This is a genomic window from Edaphobacter sp. 12200R-103, assembly GCF_010093025.1.
Classification (GTDB): domain Bacteria; phylum Acidobacteriota; class Terriglobia; order Terriglobales; family Acidobacteriaceae; genus Edaphobacter.
In genome coordinates, this window is sequence record NZ_CP048114.1 from 201,017 (window position 1) to 218,432 (window position 17,416).

The window sequence follows — 17,416 nt, forward strand, 5'->3', positions numbered from 1 at the left end:
CATCAGGGCTTGACTGCGCGATACAGGCCCGCCGTGCCGAAGGTGTATCCGGTCCATGTGTCATCACGAAAACCTGCGGCGCGAATCATCTCGAGCATTCGTTTCGGGCGAGGAAAGCGTTCCACGGAGGCGGGAAGGTAGCGGTAGGCCTCCGCGTTGGAGATCATGGCTCCGATCCTGGGGAGAATCCGCTTGAAGTAAAGGTCATAGATGACGCCTACAAGCCCTTCGGGCTGGTTGCAATCCAGAATTCCGATCTCGCCGCCGGAGTGCAGCACTCGATAGAGCTCGGCCAGGCCTTCTTCGTAGTTGGCAAGGTTGCGGAAGCCGAAGGCGGAGGTGACGAGCGAGAGGGTGTTGTCTTCAATGGGAAGGTGAAGGGCATCGGCTTCAATGGCGACGATATTGTGACCGGCGAACTTCTGCCTGCCGCGCTCCAGCATTTCGGGGGAAAAGTCGACCGCAAGAACCGGAGCCTCGCCGGCGTTGTGCGGCCGGTACTTCATCAGGGCCAGGGTCATGTCGCCGGTGCCGCAGCAAAGATCGAGCACGCGAGCTTCGGGCCGGAGGAGAATGGGGCGAAAGGTTCGCGCTGTCCTAGCCCACCACCAGCGGTCGAGGCCCACGGAGAGAAGATGATTCAGCAGATCGTACCGGGGCGCGATGGCGTTGAACATCTGCTGGACATTGGCAGCCGCAGCCTGTTCGGTCACTGCGCCTGTGGGACGCGCTCCGGTCGAGAGCTCATGCTCTTTCCGAAGGTGTTGGGGGATGGAGGTCATCGGCGCTTCTTTTCCGATTTCTTTTTGCTGTTGCGACCGGCGGACTTCATCTGTTCGAGCATCCAGCCGGCTGCCTCCAGCAGTTCGTCACGAGTGACGTCGCGGACCACCACGGCCTTTCCGATCGCTGCGGGAAGAACGTAGTTCAACGTGCCGCTGCGGTTCTTTTTGTCATTTGCGGTCAGATCGACCAGCTTTGCAGCGCGGACTGTGGCTGGGGTAAGTGGACCGTAGCGCAGGATGAGTTGAATCATGCGGTCCGCATCTGCCTGGCCGATCATGCCGCGCATCAGGCCAAGATGCGTGGCAGCGATGCTTCCCCAGCCGACGGCTTCGCCGTGCAGAAGCTGCTTGTATCCGGTCGCTGCTTCAATGGCATGGCCGAGCGTGTGGCCGTAGTTGAGGATCATGCGCAGGCCGGATTCCCGCTCGTCGTTGGCGACCACGTCGGCCTTCACGCGAACACTGGCAGCTACGACGTGGGTCAGAGCCTTTGCATCTCCCTTGAGCACGGCCTCGGCATTGTTCTCCAGATAGCGGAAGAGCTTCGGGTCGCGAATGATGCCGGCCTTAATGGATTCCTGCAGCCCGGCGCGCAACTCGGCAAGGGGAAGAGTTTTTAGCAAGTCGGTGTCGGCCAGGACCGCGAGAGGGTGGTGAAAGCTGCCGACGAGATTTTTGCCTGCGGCAAGATTGACACCGGTCTTACCGCCGATAGAGGAGTCTACCTGGGCCAGCAGGGTGGTTGGGACCTGAACGTAGGAGACCCCGCGCATGTAGATGGCAGCGAGAAAGCCGGTGACGTCGCCGACGACACCTCCGCCGAACGCGACCAGCAGGGCGTCACGATCGGCTCCGGCTGCGGCGAGCTGCTCCAGCAGAGACTCAACCGTGCGAAGCCGTTTGTGCTTTTCCCCCGCGGGAAGAAAGAGGACGGTCGGCTGTTCTTTTCCAAAGGCTGCGCTGACCTGTCTTCCCCAGAGTCCCCAGATCTCAGACGAAGTTACGAGGAAGGGGCGGAAAGGCCTGCCATTTTTAAGACGGGCAAGACGTCGCGGAAGCGTTTTGATGAGGCCGGAGCCGATCGTGATCTCGTAGCTGGCAGTGGGCGTCTTAAGCTGGATCGAAGGCACAGTACCTTCATCCTATCGTAAGGATTTCTTGAACTCCTACTGGATCGGATAGCATCGAATGCGAGGAGACGTCGTGCCGAACGCTGTGCCGTCCGCTGATTCCACTGCCGCAAACCTGTCTGACTACCCTGTCGATTTTCTTGTGATTGGAGCCGGGATCGCCGGCCTGAGTGCGGCGATTCGCCTGGCCGGAGCCGGGTCTGTCCTCGTGGTTACCAAGGAAGAGCTGGCCGAATCGAATACCGCCTATGCGCAGGGCGGCATCGCGGTCGCCATGAGTGGGGAAGAAGATGTTGTCCTCCATCTGAAAGACACGGTGGCGGCCGGGGATGGCCTGGTCGATGAGAGAGCCGCCCGCGTTCTGGTGGAGGAGGGTCCGCGTCGCGTTGAGGAGCTTCTGGAGTGGGGCACGGCTTTCGACCGTGAGAACGGCAAGCTGATGTTTACGCGGGAAGCAGCACACAGCCGCTCCCGCATCCTGCATGCGAACGGGGATGCCACCGGCAGGGAGATCGCCGTCTCGCTGCTGCGTCACGCCCGCGCGATTCCGAACATCCGTCTGCTGGAGTGGACGACCTGCATTGATCTTCTGACCCAGAGCCATGATGGGCGGCGCGCAGTGACTGGGGCGACGCTGCTTGACGGTGAGGGTGGAATCCTGACAGTGCATGCGAAGGCGACTCTGATTGCCAGTGGCGGCGCCGGGCAGGTGTACAGCGATACGACGAATCCTCCGGTGGCAACAGGGGACGGGATTGCGATTGCGTGGAGAGCGGGAGCCGCTATCAGCGATATGGAGTTTTACCAGTTTCATCCCACCGCCTTCAGTGCGCCGAATGCTCCGCGATTTCTGTTGAGTGAGGCTCTGCGCGGGGAGGGAGCGTATCTGGTCAACGCCCGGGGCGAGCGTTTTATGCAGCGTTACCATCCTTTGCTGGAGCTTGCTCCACGGGACGTTGTCGCCCGCGCGATTACCCACGAGGGAATGGATGGCCCGGTGTACCTGGATATGCGTCATGTGAAGAAAGACCTGACGGTGCGGTTCCCGGGAATCTCACGTTTCCTCGCAGGGTATCTCCTTGATTTAAACCGCGACCTGATTCCGGTACGACCGGCGGCGCACTACCTCATGGGTGGCATCCTGACCGACGTGCATGGCCGCACGACCCTGAGTGGCCTGTATGCAGCAGGAGAGGCGGCCTGCACGGGTGTTCATGGAGCCAACCGGCTGGCCTCGAACTCACTGCTGGAGGGACTGGTCTTTGGCGCCCTGGCGGCAGAGTCGATGATGAGCGATAGCCAGGGGAATACGATTCCGCAGGGTTCGATGGAAGCTTCGACATGCAAAGCAACAGCAGAGGGCCGGACAGCGGATGACCAGATCGAGCGCTGGATTGATGATCTGAAAAAAAATATGTGGACCTACGCCGGGCTGCTCCGTGATTCCTCCGGCCTCGAGAGTATGCAGCGGGTCCTCAAGGCGTTGCAGGAGACGATGCCAAAGGGGCTTTCGCGGCGGGCTATTGAAGCAAGAAATCTTCATGCGATTGCGACAATGATCGTGCTGTCGGCCCAGGGACGCAGGGAGAGTCGTGGTGCACATTATCGGAACGATTATCCGGAGCACGACGCGGTCGCGCGACACTCTGTCCTGGAGGCGGATCAGCTCATCTTCCGAGAGGATCTGAATCCGGCAGAGGCGGTCCAGGGCGGTGCGTAAGGGAAGTTCCTTTCTACTTGATGCGAAGATTTTTTGCATACTCTTCAGAGCGGCTTGATTCCTTCTCCTTTATTCTTCATCAATTTATGGATCGAGACATTTGGCCGCAGACGTGATGACATCACGCTGCGGGCCCCCCTTGAAAAACTTCATAGCAATCATCTGAGTACTGCTTCCGAGAGTGAAGTTTTTCAGATCTCAAAACCAAAGAAGCATAAGCTCAAGGAGATAACCTTCCATGCGTATTGGAAAGCTGTTAGTTGCCGCCTGCGTTCTCGCATTCTCGTCTGTTGCCGCACATGCAGACGATTTTTCATTTACAGGGAACTTCAACAACATCAATGATGTTCAGCTATTCACGTTTACGGTTGGGTCCAATTCCAACGTGGTTCTTCGCACGTGGTCCTATGCAGGTGGAGTGAACGCCCAGGGGCAGACGATCGCCGAAGGCGGATTCGACCCCATTCTGGCTCTCTTCCAGGGATCCGGAGCGAGCGCTATTTACATCAATCAGAACGACGATGGTGGAAGCGCCGTTCCTGCAGATTCGGTCACGGGAGCGCAGTATGACACCTACCTGGCAGTCAATAACCTGACGCCCGGTGTGTATACCGTATCCGTCATGGACTACGCCAACTTCGCCGTCGGGCCCACACTGGGCGATGGCTTCACGGGGGGAGCGCTGCCGGATTCCGACTGTAGTGGAGTCGGTACCTACTGCGATGCCACGGGGCACTTCCGTGACTCGCACTGGGCTTTCGATATCCTGGGCGTCGAGTCGGCGAGCACCCCGGACCAGCCTCCGCCCTCAGCTGTCCCTGAACCTTCGACCATTGCGCTGCTCGGGTCCGGGCTGGTTGGCCTGGCCGGGTTTGCACGCCGGCGATTCAGCCTGTAAACCTTTTTGAAGGGCGACGGCGGCGCGAGAACGCTTGCGCCGCTTTCTTTTTGAAGAGAGCACCGCTAGACGAAGACAAGAGCCACGGGGAGAATTGTTCCCAGAACAAGCAGCGCAGTGACCATGACGCGGTTTCTCATGTACTTGTAAGACATGTAGATTCCGGTGACGGTCGAGAGAAACAACCCGATGGCGACAATCAGAAAGAAGATCTTCAGGGGCAGAGGATGATGTTTTTTCCCTGCAGGAGCCTGCTGGGTAGGCAGTCCGGCGGGTGAAGGAGCTGCAACTGCAGGGGTGGTGCGGAGTTCACTACTCCGTGAATCAGCTCGTGAGTCAGTCCCTGGATCAGTCCTTGGCTCCTCGAAATGCGGGGCGCGTCCCTCGGCTCGCGCATCCGGGGCTGCAACAGTCTCCACTGGGCGCTTGCGGACGGGCACGACTGGCGTCTGCTTCTTGTGAATCTGTCCGAGAGTGACGGCCCAGGCTGGTGGCTTGTAGGAGCTTCCGCGTGTGGTCTCGTGCAGACTGAAGGTCTGGAGAGCACCGGTAAAGGCGAAAAAGATCAGGGCAGGCGCCGTAAAGATTCCGAGATAGAGATGGATCAGGCGGCAGATCCGCAGGAAAGCATGCGCAGACGAACGAGACATGATTTCTTAGTTTTAGCGGAAAAATTTAATTCGGACAAGATCGGTCGTATATTTTCAGGAATTTTTCTTTGGAGCTGCTCCGCCGGCGGGAGAAGGGGCCAGCAGAGAGATTCCTATGGTAACGGCCAGAAGAGCAGCAACGACTCCCAGGGAAAGGACAGGGGAGATGTCGATGAAGTGTGCGCTGAGCATTTTGATGGCGGCGAAGGCGAGCACGGCAGCAAGGCCGTAATGGAGATACTTCAGGCGCGTGAGGAGATGGGCCAGCAGGAAGTACAGAGAACGTAATCCCATGACGGCCATGATGTTGGAGGTATAGGCCAGGAAGGGGTGGCGGGTGATGGAGAGTACGGCAGGGATAGAGTCGATGGCGAAGACGAGATCGGTGACCTCGATGGCTATGAGGGCGATCAGAAGAACGGTAGCCATGCGCCTGCCGTTCTCCCGAACGAAGAAGCTGTCTTGCCGGGGGCTGACGGGGTGGAGGTTGGAGATCCATTTGAGCCACCGGGGTGTCTCCTCTTTTTTTGCCTCGTCTTCCGGCAGGACGAGACGGATGGAGGCGACCAGAAGAATGACGGCGAAGATGTAGCTGACCCACTCGAACCGCGTGAGCAGGCCGATTCCGGCGACGATGAAGGCGCCGCGCATGACGATTGCGCCGGCAACTCCCCAGAACAGCACCTTTGGCTGATAGAGCGGCTCAATGCGAAAGAGTTTGAAGAGGAGCAGGAAGACGAAGAGATTGTCGATGGAGAGTGCTTCTTCGATGGCGTAGCCCGCCAGGTACTGAGTAGCGGATTCGCCCCCGAGTGACCGGTAGACGAAGAGAGCGAAGGCCAGGGCAGCGCCGACCCACATGATGGTTGCTGCTACGGCATTGGAATGGAGAGTCTCGGAGGCGGGACGCCTCGACCGCTGCCAGCGTGTGAAGAGGTACTCCACCGCCATCAGCACGACGACGAAGACATGAAATCCTATCCAGTGTTCCAGTGGCGTGGCGTCAGGCATCTCTCTACGATGCTATCGTGCCTGCACCCACAAGTGGAGACTGGCTTCTCTAACGGATCCCTAGAACGATTGCGTAGACCGAATACACTCCGACGGCCAGCAAACCCCAGAGTACAGAGGTGTAGAGAAGACCACGGAGAACTTCGGCCAGTGGATGAAGTTCGAAGTAGCTTCCTTGTCCTTCCCGCTGGCGTGGCCAGGTATCCCGGTTCCGGTAACCGGGCAGAATCTTTGATAGCCGCATTTTTTCTCCTTCCATCCACAGCCTGGATCCATGTCCGAATCCAAAGGTTAGGGAAGGAGAGTATTACCCGACCATCCCATATTAGGGGAATATCGGCAGAGATCGGTATAAGGTGAGCGCGAGTGAGGAAGATGTTTCCACTCAAGCCAACTATAAGGCCCATCCTGGGAATCTACAGGGTTGGGAGTGGTCTTTCCCCGGTTTGGATGGGCCAAAAGTTTCTGGCGACAGGCCAAAGGGCCGGGACTACTATATTCCGCACCACCGCCGCAGTTCTGATCCTGAAGTAGAAAAGGAGCGCTTGATGAAGTATCTATCCTTCTCTCTCTCCGTTGTGGCCGCTACAGTCTTTGCTCTTGGCGCCATGAACGCTCAATCTGCTGCACCCGCAGGGGCAACCGGCGTGTGCAAGGATGGTACCTATACCACGGCGGCATCAAAGAGCGGGGCCTGCCGCGGTCATAAGGGAATCAAGCAGTGGCTGTCCTCAACTTCGACGTCACCAGCAACAGCGGCGCCGAGCAGCAAGGCAGCAATGCCTGCTCCCACCCCTGCTCCTGCGTCTGCGCCAGCCCCTGCGGCGATGCCTGCTCCGGCACCGAAGCCGGCTTCGCATGTCAATGTAGCTTCGAGGACTGCAGCTCCTGGTGGAGGTGCCGGGATGGTGTGGGTGAATACTGAAACGAACGTGTACCACTGTTCCGGATCACAGTTCTACGGTAAGACGAAACAGGGGGCCTACATGTCAGAGGCCGATGCCAAGGCGAAGGGGGCACGTCCGGACCACAACCATCCGTGTACCAAGTAATGCCGAGGGCTCCACGGGGAGGGTTATCCCCGGAAGTTGATCAGGCGAAGCATCTCGATCACGAGATCGCCGGATATCTGCAGGGAGCGCGCGCTGACCTTATCCAAGGTGTCCAGTGCGGTGTGGTGATAGCCGCCCTCGGGATGCGCCATGGTCGGAGGACCATATTCGAGATCGACCATGTCGAGCACAGGGACTCCCCGCTGGCGGAAGGGAAGATGGTCGTCCATTACGGTGTTTTCGTTCTTGAAGACGTAGCTGCTGTGCCCTGTATTTTTTGCCGCCGTCGCGAGCATGTCCAGCAACCAGGGGGTGGAGTTGGAGTCGCGATCGATGTTGAGGTCCTTGTCTCCGATCATATCGGCGACCAGGAATGCCTTGATCTTTTTGATGGTTCCATCCTGCGACCAGCGGGCAGCGAGGTGGCGGGTTCCATAGAGAGAGTCGCGGTCGCTCCAGGACTGGATGGCCTCTTCGCCGTCATCGAAGACCAGCCAGACGCTGTAGCCCTGGGGTGGATTGGCTCGGAGATAGCGGCCTAGCTCGATGAGGAGCGCGGTGGTAGCTCCGCCATCGTTGGCGCCGACAAAATTGATGTCGCGCAGAGGGTAGTTCGTCTCGTAGTGGCTAGCCACGACGATGATGCCGTCTTTTTTGCCGGGATACTTCACGATGAAGTTCTTCATCGGCAGCAGACCGGCGGGAGTCGAGGCGCTGAAGGAGTCTATCTCGAAGTTGCCTTTCGCAGCTTCAGCGGTGAAGTGAGAACGGATGAACTCCTCCGCCTTCGCATGATCCGGAGAACCGATCCAGCGATGAGGAGCGGTGGTGATGTACTGACGGGTCAGGTCGTAGGCTGCTTCTCCGCTGAAATGTGCACCGGACTTCGCAGCGGGCTTTTGCGCATGAATCGTCGTAGCGGAGGCAGTCAGGCAGACCGAGAACATGGCCATGGCAGCGCGAAGCGCAGGCCTTCTGATGCCTGGAAAGAGGATCATGCGGCTTTGGACTCTTTTCGGCGCGATGGGTTGAAGAACCAGGCCACGGCTACCCCGACCATGTAGAGAACCAGCATCGGCAGAGCGAAGAGGCACATGCTTACCGGGTCCGGCAGAGGGCAGATGATCGCGGCGATGACGAAGATGACCAAAACGGCGTAGCGGATGTGACGGATCAGGAACTTCGCGTCGACGATGCCGAGGATGGAGAGGAAGAAGATGAGAATCGGTAGCTCAAAGGTAAGGCCGAGGCCGAGGATGACGGCCATGAAAAAGCTGGTGTAGTCCTCGATGGTGATGATGGGATGGAAGCGGTGGCCGAAGTCGCCGATAAGGACCTTGAGGGCGCCCGGAAGCACCCACTGGTAACCGAAGTACACGCCGGTGAGAAACAGCGCGATGGTCGCCGTCATGAAGGGGATGACGTAACGCTTCTCATTGGCGTACATGCCGGGAGCGATGAATAGCCACACCTGGTACAGGATGAACGGCGAAGCCAGGATGGCTCCACCGACGAGCGAGGTCTTCAGGTAGAGATTGAGACCGTCGGTCGGATGGGTGAAGTTCAACGGCAGGTTGAGCATGTCGATGGGGCGTGAGATGACGCCATAGAGCCGCTCATGAAAGGCGTAGGCGACAACGAAGCCGATGAGCAGATAGATCACCGAACGAATGAGTCGCTTCCGGAGTTCATCAAGATGCTCCATCAGGCTCATGCCCGGGAGCTCGGCGCGGTCGGTAACGGCCGCCCGTGCGCGGTCGACCAGATCAGCCATGCAACTGTGCCTCACTTGCTACGTGGTCAGGGGCATCCGGAGTGTGTCCTTCGGATGGGTCGGTCAAGGTATCTGCCAGGGCTGGATCCTCCACGTGAGGAACAGCGTCAAAGGCCCGTGAGACAGGAGCGCTCTCCACGGGAAGACCGGTGGAGGGCGGCATAAGGTTCAGATCGCCGGAGGTTGCGATGGGCAGGGGCTCGGGAGCCGGATCGGGAGGGAATTCGTGAGAATCTTCGACCGAGGTATAAGGAGCTGCGCTCAGGTCGACATCGGGGGATGCGATTGAGTTTTCGCCGATGGTTTCACTGGATGTTTCGGCGGTCGTTTCGCCGCTCTCTGGCAGGGGAGGTTTGGGGGCGGCTGCTTCCATGGCAGCGATCTTTTTCTGCTGCTCGGCCTGCTCCGACATACGCAGTTCCTCTTCCATCTGCATCCGGAACTCGTTGGAGGCACGGCGGAACTCGCCCATCAGTTTTCCCAGTTGGCGCGCGAGTTCCGGCAGCTTCTTCGGGCCGAAGAGGATCAGGGCGAGGATAAAGATAAAGGCGCTATCGCCGAAGCTCGGCATAATTGCTTCTATGATACGGTGTCGCCCGGCAAGCGACAATGGCCGGGCCCGGGGCCTTTATCTTGTTGTAAGATAGGTGGTGTAATGCCGTTGTACCGGACGGAAATCTGCAGGATGCGAAAGAATTTGTAACGCTCCTATAAAGAAAAACGTCCAATGCAGTAGAGCGGTACGGTGCCGCTCAGGTGAAGGAAACAGGTGGTAGATGTCTGGTTGCAACATCCCCGTGGGCTGGGTTCTGGCTTGATCTTTAGAACCAGTACAGCGAGCCCACTGCAACCGTTGCAGTGCATGCTTTCAACATCCCCGTCTCAGAGGCAGAGGATGGTCTGACGTATGGACCTGACGCTTCGGTGAGACTGAAGGCGGAGTACTTTGAGCGTACTGATGGAAGAGGCCGCGGTAGCGACCGCGGAAGGTGCTGTGCAGGATTTTTGTTCTCTTGATAACTACCTGATACAGCCTGACCACACGATGGACGACCGCATTGCGGCGGCCCGGGCGACCCTGGGAACCGATGTCATCCTTCTGGGGCATCATTACCAGCGCGATGAGGTGATCCGTTTTGCGGATTACACGGGCGATAGCTACAAGCTGTCCAAAGCGGCATCGCAGACCGATGCGAAGTACATGATCTTCTGCGGCGTCCACTTTATGGCCGAGACTGCTGACGTACTGGCCAAGCCGTGGCAGCAGGTGATTCTGCCTGACCTGAACGCAGGATGTTCCATGGCGGACATGGCCGAGATTGGACAGGTGGAGAACTGCTGGGATGCTCTGGAGAGGGTAGGGCTGACGAGTGATCTTGTGCCGCTGACCTACATGAACTCGGCTGCTGCTATCAAGGCGTTGTGTGGAGAACGGGGCGGTCTGGTGTGCACCTCGTCGAATGCGCGTGGAGCTTTTGAGTGGGCGTTTGCGCGCGCCTCGAAGATTCTATTTCTGCCGGACCAGCATCTTGGGCGCAACACAGCCTTCGCGATGGGGATTCCCCTGAGCGAGATGGCGGTGTGGGATCCGTACCAGATCAATGGTGGACTTACGCCCGATCGCCTGAAGGCGGCAAAGATCATTCTGTGGAAGGGGCACTGCTCGGTACATCAGCGCTTTCTTCCAGAGCACGTGGACCGGATTCGCCGGGAGCGGCCCGGAATGCAGGTGGTGGTTCATCCGGAGTGCCGGTGGGAGGTCTGCCAGAAGGCGGATGCCGTGGGCTCGACCGAGAAGATCATCGAGGTGATTGAAAAGGCACCGGCAGGTTCGAGTTTTGCCGTGGGGACCGAGATCCATCTCGTGAACCGGCTGGCGAATCGATTTGCTCCGCTGGGGAAAGAAGTGATTACGCTGGACGACGCGGGATGCCTCTGCACGACGATGTACCGCATCTCGCCGCAGCACCTGGCATGGGCACTGGAGAATCTGATCGCCGGGCATGTGGTCAACCGCATCAAGGTAGATGAAGATGTAAAGCACTGGTCGCGGGTGGCGTTGGACCGGATGCTGGAGGTAAAGGTTTGAACAAGACGTTTACGCTCGCCGAGGCTCAGACGTTACTTCCGGTTCTGGAAGCTCTGCTGAGAAAGGCGCAGCGATCGGGCACGAAAGCCGCTGAGCTGGAGGTTGAGTTCGAGCGGCTTCGCCAGCAGATCTTTCTAGCCGGGGGAACCCACATCGATGTCGGCATGACTGCACGCCGCCGGGCAGAACGCGATAAGGCCCTGCAGGAGACGCAGGACACGCTTACCGAGATCGACGAGATTGGCGTGCAGGTGAAGGACCTTGAGAAAGGCCTGCTCGATTTTCCCTGCACGATGGACGGCAGGACGGTTCTGCTGTGCTGGAAGATGGGTGAAAAGGAGATTGGCTACTGGCACTCCGAAGAAGAGGGGTTTGCCGGAAGAAAGCCGATCGACGCGAGATTCGGCCGTACCGAGCGTCAGAAGCCGAACTAAGAGATCAGATCAGATGGGAAGACAGGATGGCGATCGCTGAGATTGCTGCCGTTTCAGCACGAAGGATCCTTGGCCCCAGAGTGACGGGCTGCCATTTGTGTGCGACGAAGAGGTCCATCTCCTCGGCTGTCCAGCCTCCTTCGGGCCCAATGGCGAGCGCATAGCCTGGGAAGGCTGTTTCCCCGCTAAGGGCAGAGGCGATGGTTGTCTCCTGTTCCGTCTCTGACAAAAGGAGACGTACCGGCTCAGTGGCATTCTCCAACGCAGACTTAAGCACTGCCGGTTCAGCGATGGCGGGGATCGTTGTTCTGCGCGACTGCTTGGAGGATTCAAGGGCGATGCGGCGCCAGCGCTCTGTACGCTTCGCGGCTGCCTGGGAGAGATGCTTTTCAGTTCTGCGGGCAAGAATCGGAGTGATGCGATCGACGCCGAGCTCGGTCGCCTTTTCAATGGCCCATTCCATGTGATCGAACTTGAAGACCGCCAAGAGGAGATGAAGAGGCAGAGATGTCTCGGTTTCAAGCTCCTCGCGAAGCGCGAAGAGGACCTCACCAGGTTGAACACTGGTGATCTCGGCACGATACAGGAAGCCTCCGGCGACAATGTCGTAGATCTGGCCGGGAGTGGCGCGCAGCACACGCGCCAGGTGGGCAGCCTGCTCGCCGGTGAGTGTAGCGGTTGTTGATGTCCAGGTATCAGCGATCCAGCGGCGGCGGGTCATTCGTCTTCAGCGGTTCCTTCGTCCTGTGACGATGAGGCATGATCGTCTCCCATCGGGATGGCGACGGAGACGCGTCCCTGATGATAGAGGGTTATGTGCAGTGTAGCGGAACGGCGGTGGTTCCAGGCCTCTTCGGTGACAGGGAAGTGGAGAACGACGGCGCCTTCCACTGACTTGCCTGACTCAACCAGCGTTTCGCGCAGAAGAGGCGCTGTGACAAGGGGCTTGAGCGCCGGAAAGGTTGTGAAGAGGCTCTCAAAGTCCTGCTTCTGGACAGCGCTGGTGGAGATTTTGTTTCCATCGGAGGTTTCCAGAGTCGCTGTCATGTCCTTGATGAAAAGCGGCAGGTTCAGGCGATCTTCCATACGCAGGACGGTCACGACATACAGGTCGTCCTGGGAGCGATCCCGCCCGACGATGATGGAATCAGCCTTGAAGACGGTGTGTGTGGGATAGACGGTGGTATGCAGAACTTTCAGCTTCGCTGTGCTGGCGGGGGTGTAGCGCAACACAATGGCGATGGCCATCCCAAGGATTAAAAACGCAATTAAAACAGGGACAAGAAGGTTGCGGCGGGCGGGCGGTGTGAACTTCACGTCTTGCACTGCAAACCAGCATAGCAAGGCGGAATCATCTAAGGTCAAATTTTGTCAGGCAGCAGGTAAACGATGATCTATATACCTTTGGGGGCCGCAAGTGGGCCGGGGGAGAAGGTCAGAATGTTTCATCCCGGTAAACGGCATACTCGTCGAGGAGAACTGCGATCAAGGCGGCGGTGGGAACGGCGACCAGGGCGCCAACCACTCCGGCGAGCGCCGTACCGCAAAGCAGCGAGATGAGGATGGTCAGGCCTGAGAGCTCTACGCTGCTGCCCATGATGCGCGGAATGAGATACGCGTTCTCAACGTTGATATAGAAGATGTAAAAGACGATGACCCCGGCCATCTTCGTCCAGGAATCGAAGGCGGCGACGATGGCAGAGAGCGTGATGGTGACGACTCCTCCGGCGATCGGGATGATGTTGAAGAGTCCCATGAGAAACCCGAGCAGCAGGAAATAGCGCACGTGCAAAATGGCAAAGACGATGGTCGAGGAGATTCCCAGGATGAGCATCAGGAGTCCCTGGCCGATGAGCCAGTTGCTGATCTTGTCGTCGGCTCGTCCAAGGGTCGTCTTGAGCCGCTGACGGTGCGGTGTGGGGAAGAGGGAGAGAGCGAAGTTGTAGGCCCTGTCTCCGTCCAGCATGAAGTAGATGCACAGAAAGATTGCCGAGACGATATCGAAGAGATGCGAGAGCCAGTTGGGCAGAGAAGTCATCAGGTAACTGGCGGTGGTGGTGAGGGCGCCTTCAGCACGCTGTGCAATTGCATCGACGCCGAGCCGATTTGCAATCGGCGACTGATCGAGCCGCGAAATCATCTTGCTGATACGGGAGGGAAGCTCCGCCGAGAACTGGTTGAGATCATGGAGAACCGGTGGAAGACCGACGGTGAGAAAGATTCCAACAATCAGGCCAATCCCGGAGACGATCAGGAAGATCGCTGCCGCCTTCGACGGCCGCCTGCCGCGGATGTTGGTCTGCATGATGCGATTGACGATGGGCATCAGCACGGCGGCAAAGAGCGCGCTGACGTAGATCAGGACGAGCTCCTTGGCGAGCAGGTAGACGAGCCCGAAGCCCATCAGCAGGACAAAGGCGAAGAGGATGTGGCCGCGAACCACGCGACGCGAATGCTTCTCGGCAGGACCCAGATCGTCAGTGTGAGGCAGCGTCTTCTCCTGTACAGCGGTGTGTCAACTTAGATGCTGAAAGTTTGCAGCGTCGCGGCTCAGACGCGGGAGTGCGGAGTCTGGTTCAGGCCGGAGAGGATTGCATCCACAGTCTGGTCGGAGGTCAGAGAAGCGGTGTCGATGGTCAGACGCGCCATGCGCCTGTAAAGCGGGCGGCGATGTTCGAAGCGAAGCTGGGCCGCGGCAGGATCGGCCAGTACCGGTCGCGCGATCTCCTGCAGCATGCATCGGTCGAAGAGGACCTCGAAGGGGGCGTCGAGAAAGATGGTTGTGGTAGCGGGGGTCTGCTCGATCAGAAGCCGGTTGGTCAGGCTCTCCGGGGTTCCACCGCCGAGGGCGAGAATTACGTTGGATTGTCCCAGAGCCGAGGCAAGGGCAGTCGATTCGAGCCGCCGAAAGTGCGCTTCTCCGTGGCGGGAGAAGAGATCGGGAATCGTAGCGCCAGTGCGGAGTTCGAGATGCTGATCAAGATCCAGAAAGTTCCAGCCGAGACGCGTGGCGAGCAGGCGTCCGATGGTCGATTTGCCGGCGCCCATGAAGCCGGTGAGAATAAGGCGATGCAGGGCTAATGGAACGGCATCGCGCTCAGGCTGGGCGGCTGCGGGATCGCTGAGTGCTGGTTGACTGACTGGCATTGTCTTTCTCCTGTGCATAGGTTTGGGCTGCAAAACGAAAGCCGCGACCTTTTTGGTCGCGGCTCGGGAAGTTCGAAGACTCTGAAGTTGCTTCAACTCAGAGATGCATGCGAGGCTCCGCCGGCCGCGACTGGATACCAGTAGCCGTAGCTAAATCGGCCGAAGTGGAGCGTCTGCACCATTCTGCTAAGAACGATACACGCACTTCCGGATGAAAGCAACAGATAAGTTGTCGATCCTGCGTTGCCTTTTTGCCCTATGGGAGGGCCTAGCTTTTACCTGGTCCCGTAGCATAACTGGGGTCGGCTGCCAGACCTTCCTGAATCTTCTTCCAGACGTTATCACTCGGCTCATGCGTCGGCTGAAGAAGCTGCTTCGCCTGATCGGCGATGTACTGAAGATCACGTACCAGGGCAGAACAGTTTTCACAGGACTTGAGGTGTTCGGCGATCTCGGGATCGTCGATCGAGGAGTTGCCTGCGGCTGCAAACAGATCGGGAAGTTGTTCCTGAAATTCAGCGCAAGACAGAGGGGCCGAATGAGAGTTCTTCAAGGTCATAATGCCGCTTCCTTAAGGTCGGTCTGGACGGTAGGCTCCGATTCGCGGAGCAGCTCCCGAAGCTTTAAACGCGCCTTGTGGAGCTGGGATTTGCTGTTTCCGGTCGAGCATTCAAGCATGACTGCGATTTCATTATGTTCGAAACCTTCCACATCATGAAGGACAAAGACCATGCGGTATCCAGGAGGCAACGCGGCGACGGCACGCTCCAGCGCGACACGATCGACTGATCCTGCCAGTTGTGTGTCCCGGCTTCCGAAGTCGCGCTTCGGCGAATCCTCCTCAGACGGGTTGATGGTCTCTTCCAGAGAGACCAGTTGAAGGCCTTTTTTGCGAAGGTGCATAAGAACCAGATTGACCGTCAGGCGGTGCAGCCAGGTTGAGAATGCGCTTTCTCCGCGAAAACTGCCGATCTTCCGGAAGAGGTGGAGAAATGCCTCCTGGGTCATGTCTTCGGCTTCGGAGACGTTTCCCAGCATGCGGAGGCAAAGGGTGTAAACGCGGCGCTTGTGCAGAGCGTAAAGTTTTGAAAAAGCTTCGGCATCGCCTGCCTTGGCACGCTCGATTGCTTCAGCTTCTCCGGCGATCGGTGGATTTCTTTTGAAAAGCCCGGGGGCGGTCTTTGTTTCTGTCATCTGTAGACCTTGGAGTTCCATGCTTCATCTCCGGGTTGTGTTGATTGCTTAATGGACCGAGCGAATCGGTATCTGAAATTCGACAAAAAAATAGTAGGGGTCGTCACACGTAAGGAATTTGAGTGCCGGATGAGCAAAAAGGTTGTGTTTGCGCCGAATCTGCTGGCCTGCCAAGGTTTTGCGGTTACGATCCCACAAACCGGGCGTACAGGGTGCGGGCCACCATGATATCGGTCGTCCCCTGCACGATCGCCCTTCCATCCGCGAATAGGGTAAGGGTATGCGGTCCCCGTGTGAAGCGCAGGAGAAGGTCGTTGAACCGGACCTCGCCGTGCGGAGCGAGGCGATCGCGCATGGCCGGGAAGTCGACTGGCCGGTGATGCTCATGGATCTGGACGGAGTTTCTGCCGCAGAGGGTGATGTGGGGACGGCCTGTTCCTGCCAGGTGGGTAAATTCGCGCCGATCACAGACGGAACATTCCTTCCTTGGAGCGCCGGCAGAGATCTCGGACCGTTCCGACGTCCACAGGTCGAAGGAGAGCAGCGTGCGGCGCATCAGTGCGGACTGTGCTGTGAGGAACTTGAGTGCTTCGGTGACCTGGATGGAGGCGGCCAGATTGACGGCGGTTGAAAGAATCCCTGCTGTGTCGCAGGTCTCGACCGGCCCGGAAGGCGGCTTGGGAAACAGGCAGGCGAGGCAGGCGGTAGGGTTCCAGTCCATCTCCTGTGCGGATGATCCCGTGCCCGCCGGCGGGCGCAATGGAAGGATATTCATGGTGGCGGCATAGGCGCCAATGGCGGCGGCGTAGATCCATGGAGTGCCCTGCTGGACGGCGAAATCGTTGACCAGGTAACGCGTCTCGAAGTTATCGGTGGCGTCGAGGATGAGGTCGCAGCCGCCCAGAAGTGTAGAGACGTTATCGGGGACGAGATCGGAGACCTGCGAGTGAACCGTGATTCCGGAGTTGAACTGTGCAATCTTGCGGCGGGCGGCTTCGGCCTTGGGAAGCATGTCCAGAGCGTCGGATTCGTCGAAGAGGACCTGACGCTGCAGGTTGGAAGGCTCGACAAAGTCGCGGTCGATCAGGGTGAGGGTTCCGACGCCGGCACGTGCGAGAAGGGAGGCCGATGCGGCTCCTGTGGCTCCGCAGCCTATGATAGCGACGTGCGAGCTGCCGAGCCGCTGCTGCCCTTCTGCGCCGATGCCAGGGAAGAGGATCTGGCGGGAGTAGCGCTCCTGATCGTCGATCAGGGCTTTTGCAGCAGGCTGGGGATGGCCGGATACAGAAGATAGAGACGGCATGGACCTGACTTTCCGGGTCCCGAAGGACTCTGCTGTTTCGTAGTATAGGGAAGTGCATGCCTGAGGCGGAAATTGCTCGCGCGGCAGTTTTCGGAGCCGCATCCTACCAGAGGCGGGTCTGCAGCCGGATGCACGAAAAGAACAGGGACGAGAGAGCTTTACGGGTTCTGTCGAATTGCGAACAGGAAGGGTGTTTTTGGGGCGGTTGGCAAGAGGTCGAAAAAGAAGT

20 protein-coding genes are annotated in these 17,416 nt (G+C 58.5%); 5 read left to right on the forward strand and 15 right to left on the reverse strand.

Annotated features, from left to right (window positions below; all coding sequences use genetic code 11):
* Nucleotides 1–2: 2 nt before the first annotated feature.
* Both GWR55_RS00945 and aroB read right to left on the reverse strand, forming a co-directional pair.
* Complete coding sequence (locus tag GWR55_RS00945; protein ID WP_162400584.1) at nt 3–782, reverse strand: ubiquinone/menaquinone biosynthesis methyltransferase; 780 nt, start codon at nt 780–782, stop codon at nt 3–5.
* Nucleotides 779–1,915: a 3-dehydroquinate synthase gene (aroB, locus tag GWR55_RS00950; protein ID WP_162400585.1), complete on the reverse strand. Its 1,137-nt coding sequence runs from the start codon at nt 1,913–1,915 to the stop codon at nt 779–781. The genes GWR55_RS00945 and aroB overlap by 4 nt, the downstream gene beginning before the upstream one ends.
* Nucleotides 1,916–1,988: 73 nt before the next feature.
* On the opposite strand from aroB, the gene nadB reads away from it, so the two are divergent.
* Entirely contained in the window at nt 1,989–3,635 is a 1,647-nt protein-coding gene (gene nadB, locus GWR55_RS00955; RefSeq protein ID WP_238398556.1) for an L-aspartate oxidase, read from the forward strand.
* Between the two features lie 238 nt (nt 3,636–3,873).
* Nucleotides 3,874–4,533 (forward strand): DVUA0089 family protein, encoded by a 660-nt coding sequence (locus tag GWR55_RS19030; protein ID WP_202925607.1) that lies wholly within the window; start codon nt 3,874–3,876, stop codon nt 4,531–4,533.
* Nucleotides 4,534–4,598: 65 nt separating this feature from the next.
* On the opposite strand, the gene GWR55_RS00965 is transcribed toward GWR55_RS19030, so the two are convergent.
* The 3 genes from GWR55_RS00965 to GWR55_RS00975 are packed head-to-tail and all read right to left on the reverse strand — an operon-like array spanning nt 4,599 to nt 6,438.
* Complete coding sequence (locus GWR55_RS00965) at nt 4,599–5,183, reverse strand: PepSY domain-containing protein (RefSeq protein ID WP_162400587.1); 585 nt, start codon at nt 5,181–5,183, stop codon at nt 4,599–4,601.
* A gap of 54 nt (nt 5,184–5,237) precedes the next feature.
* Entirely contained in the window at nt 5,238–6,194 is a 957-nt protein-coding gene (locus GWR55_RS00970) for a TerC/Alx family metal homeostasis membrane protein (RefSeq protein WP_162400588.1), read from the reverse strand.
* 49 nt (nt 6,195–6,243) lie between these two features.
* Entirely contained in the window at nt 6,244–6,438 is a 195-nt protein-coding gene (locus GWR55_RS00975; protein ID WP_162400589.1) for a hypothetical protein, read from the reverse strand.
* Nucleotides 6,439–6,742: 304 nt separating this feature from the next.
* Between GWR55_RS00975 and GWR55_RS00980 the strand changes: the two genes are divergently transcribed.
* Nucleotides 6,743–7,246 carry a DUF3761 domain-containing protein gene (locus GWR55_RS00980; protein WP_162400590.1) on the forward strand — a complete coding sequence of 168 codons (504 nt, stop codon included), beginning with the start codon at nt 6,743–6,745 and terminating at the stop codon, nt 7,244–7,246.
* 23 nt (nt 7,247–7,269) lie between these two features.
* Here GWR55_RS00980 and GWR55_RS00985 read toward each other — a convergent pair whose 3' ends face one another.
* The 3 genes from GWR55_RS00985 to GWR55_RS00995 are packed head-to-tail and all read right to left on the reverse strand — an operon-like array spanning nt 7,270 to nt 9,591.
* Nucleotides 7,270–8,244, reverse strand: a complete 975-nt coding sequence (locus GWR55_RS00985) for a M28 family peptidase (protein ID WP_238398557.1) — start codon at nt 8,242–8,244, stop codon at nt 7,270–7,272.
* Nucleotides 8,241–9,020, reverse strand: a complete 780-nt coding sequence (tatC, locus tag GWR55_RS00990; protein ID WP_162400591.1) for a twin-arginine translocase subunit TatC — start codon at nt 9,018–9,020, stop codon at nt 8,241–8,243. The genes GWR55_RS00985 and tatC overlap by 4 nt, the downstream gene beginning before the upstream one ends.
* A complete protein-coding gene (locus GWR55_RS00995) occupies nt 9,013–9,591 on the reverse strand; it encodes a twin-arginine translocase TatA/TatE family subunit (RefSeq protein ID WP_162400592.1) in 579 nt (192 codons plus the stop codon). The genes tatC and GWR55_RS00995 overlap by 8 nt, the downstream gene beginning before the upstream one ends.
* Nucleotides 9,592–9,966: 375 nt before the next feature.
* Here GWR55_RS00995 and nadA point away from each other — a divergent pair, with 375 nt between their 5' ends.
* Nucleotides 9,967–11,109: a quinolinate synthase NadA gene (gene nadA / locus GWR55_RS01000; RefSeq protein WP_238398558.1), complete on the forward strand. Its 1,143-nt coding sequence runs from the start codon at nt 9,967–9,969 to the stop codon at nt 11,107–11,109.
* On the forward strand, nt 11,106–11,543 hold the full coding sequence (locus GWR55_RS01005; protein ID WP_162400593.1) for a DUF2203 domain-containing protein: 438 nt from the start codon (nt 11,106–11,108) through the stop codon (nt 11,541–11,543). Before nadA ends, GWR55_RS01005 begins: the two co-directional genes overlap by 4 nt.
* Before the next feature lie 4 nt (nt 11,544–11,547).
* On the opposite strand, the gene GWR55_RS01010 is transcribed toward GWR55_RS01005, so the two are convergent.
* The 7 genes from GWR55_RS01010 to GWR55_RS01040 all read right to left on the reverse strand — a co-directional run bounded on the left by GWR55_RS01010 (nt 11,548) and on the right by GWR55_RS01040 (nt 17,187).
* Nucleotides 11,548–12,264: a 16S rRNA (uracil(1498)-N(3))-methyltransferase gene (locus tag GWR55_RS01010; RefSeq protein ID WP_162400594.1), complete on the reverse strand. Its 717-nt coding sequence runs from the start codon at nt 12,262–12,264 to the stop codon at nt 11,548–11,550.
* Nucleotides 12,261–12,869, reverse strand: coding sequence for a hypothetical protein (locus GWR55_RS01015; RefSeq protein ID WP_162400595.1), 609 nt, complete (start codon nt 12,867–12,869; stop codon nt 12,261–12,263). Before GWR55_RS01015 ends, GWR55_RS01010 begins: the two co-directional genes overlap by 4 nt.
* 109 nt (nt 12,870–12,978) lie before the next feature.
* A complete protein-coding gene (locus GWR55_RS01020; protein ID WP_238398559.1) occupies nt 12,979–13,986 on the reverse strand; it encodes an AI-2E family transporter in 1,008 nt (335 codons plus the stop codon).
* Nucleotides 13,987–14,093: 107 nt separating this feature from the next.
* Nucleotides 14,094–14,690: a shikimate kinase gene (locus GWR55_RS01025; protein WP_202925554.1), complete on the reverse strand. Its 597-nt coding sequence runs from the start codon at nt 14,688–14,690 to the stop codon at nt 14,094–14,096.
* Between the two features lie 268 nt (nt 14,691–14,958).
* Nucleotides 14,959–15,249 (reverse strand): hypothetical protein, encoded by a 291-nt coding sequence (locus GWR55_RS01030; RefSeq protein ID WP_162400597.1) that lies wholly within the window; start codon nt 15,247–15,249, stop codon nt 14,959–14,961.
* Nucleotides 15,246–15,905: an RNA polymerase sigma factor gene (locus GWR55_RS01035; protein WP_162400598.1), complete on the reverse strand. Its 660-nt coding sequence runs from the start codon at nt 15,903–15,905 to the stop codon at nt 15,246–15,248. The genes GWR55_RS01030 and GWR55_RS01035 overlap by 4 nt, the downstream gene beginning before the upstream one ends.
* A 163-nt stretch (nt 15,906–16,068) precedes the next feature.
* Nucleotides 16,069–17,187, reverse strand: a complete 1,119-nt coding sequence (locus GWR55_RS01040; RefSeq protein ID WP_162400599.1) for a ThiF family adenylyltransferase — start codon at nt 17,185–17,187, stop codon at nt 16,069–16,071.
* Between the last annotated feature and the right edge of the window lie 229 nt (nt 17,188–17,416).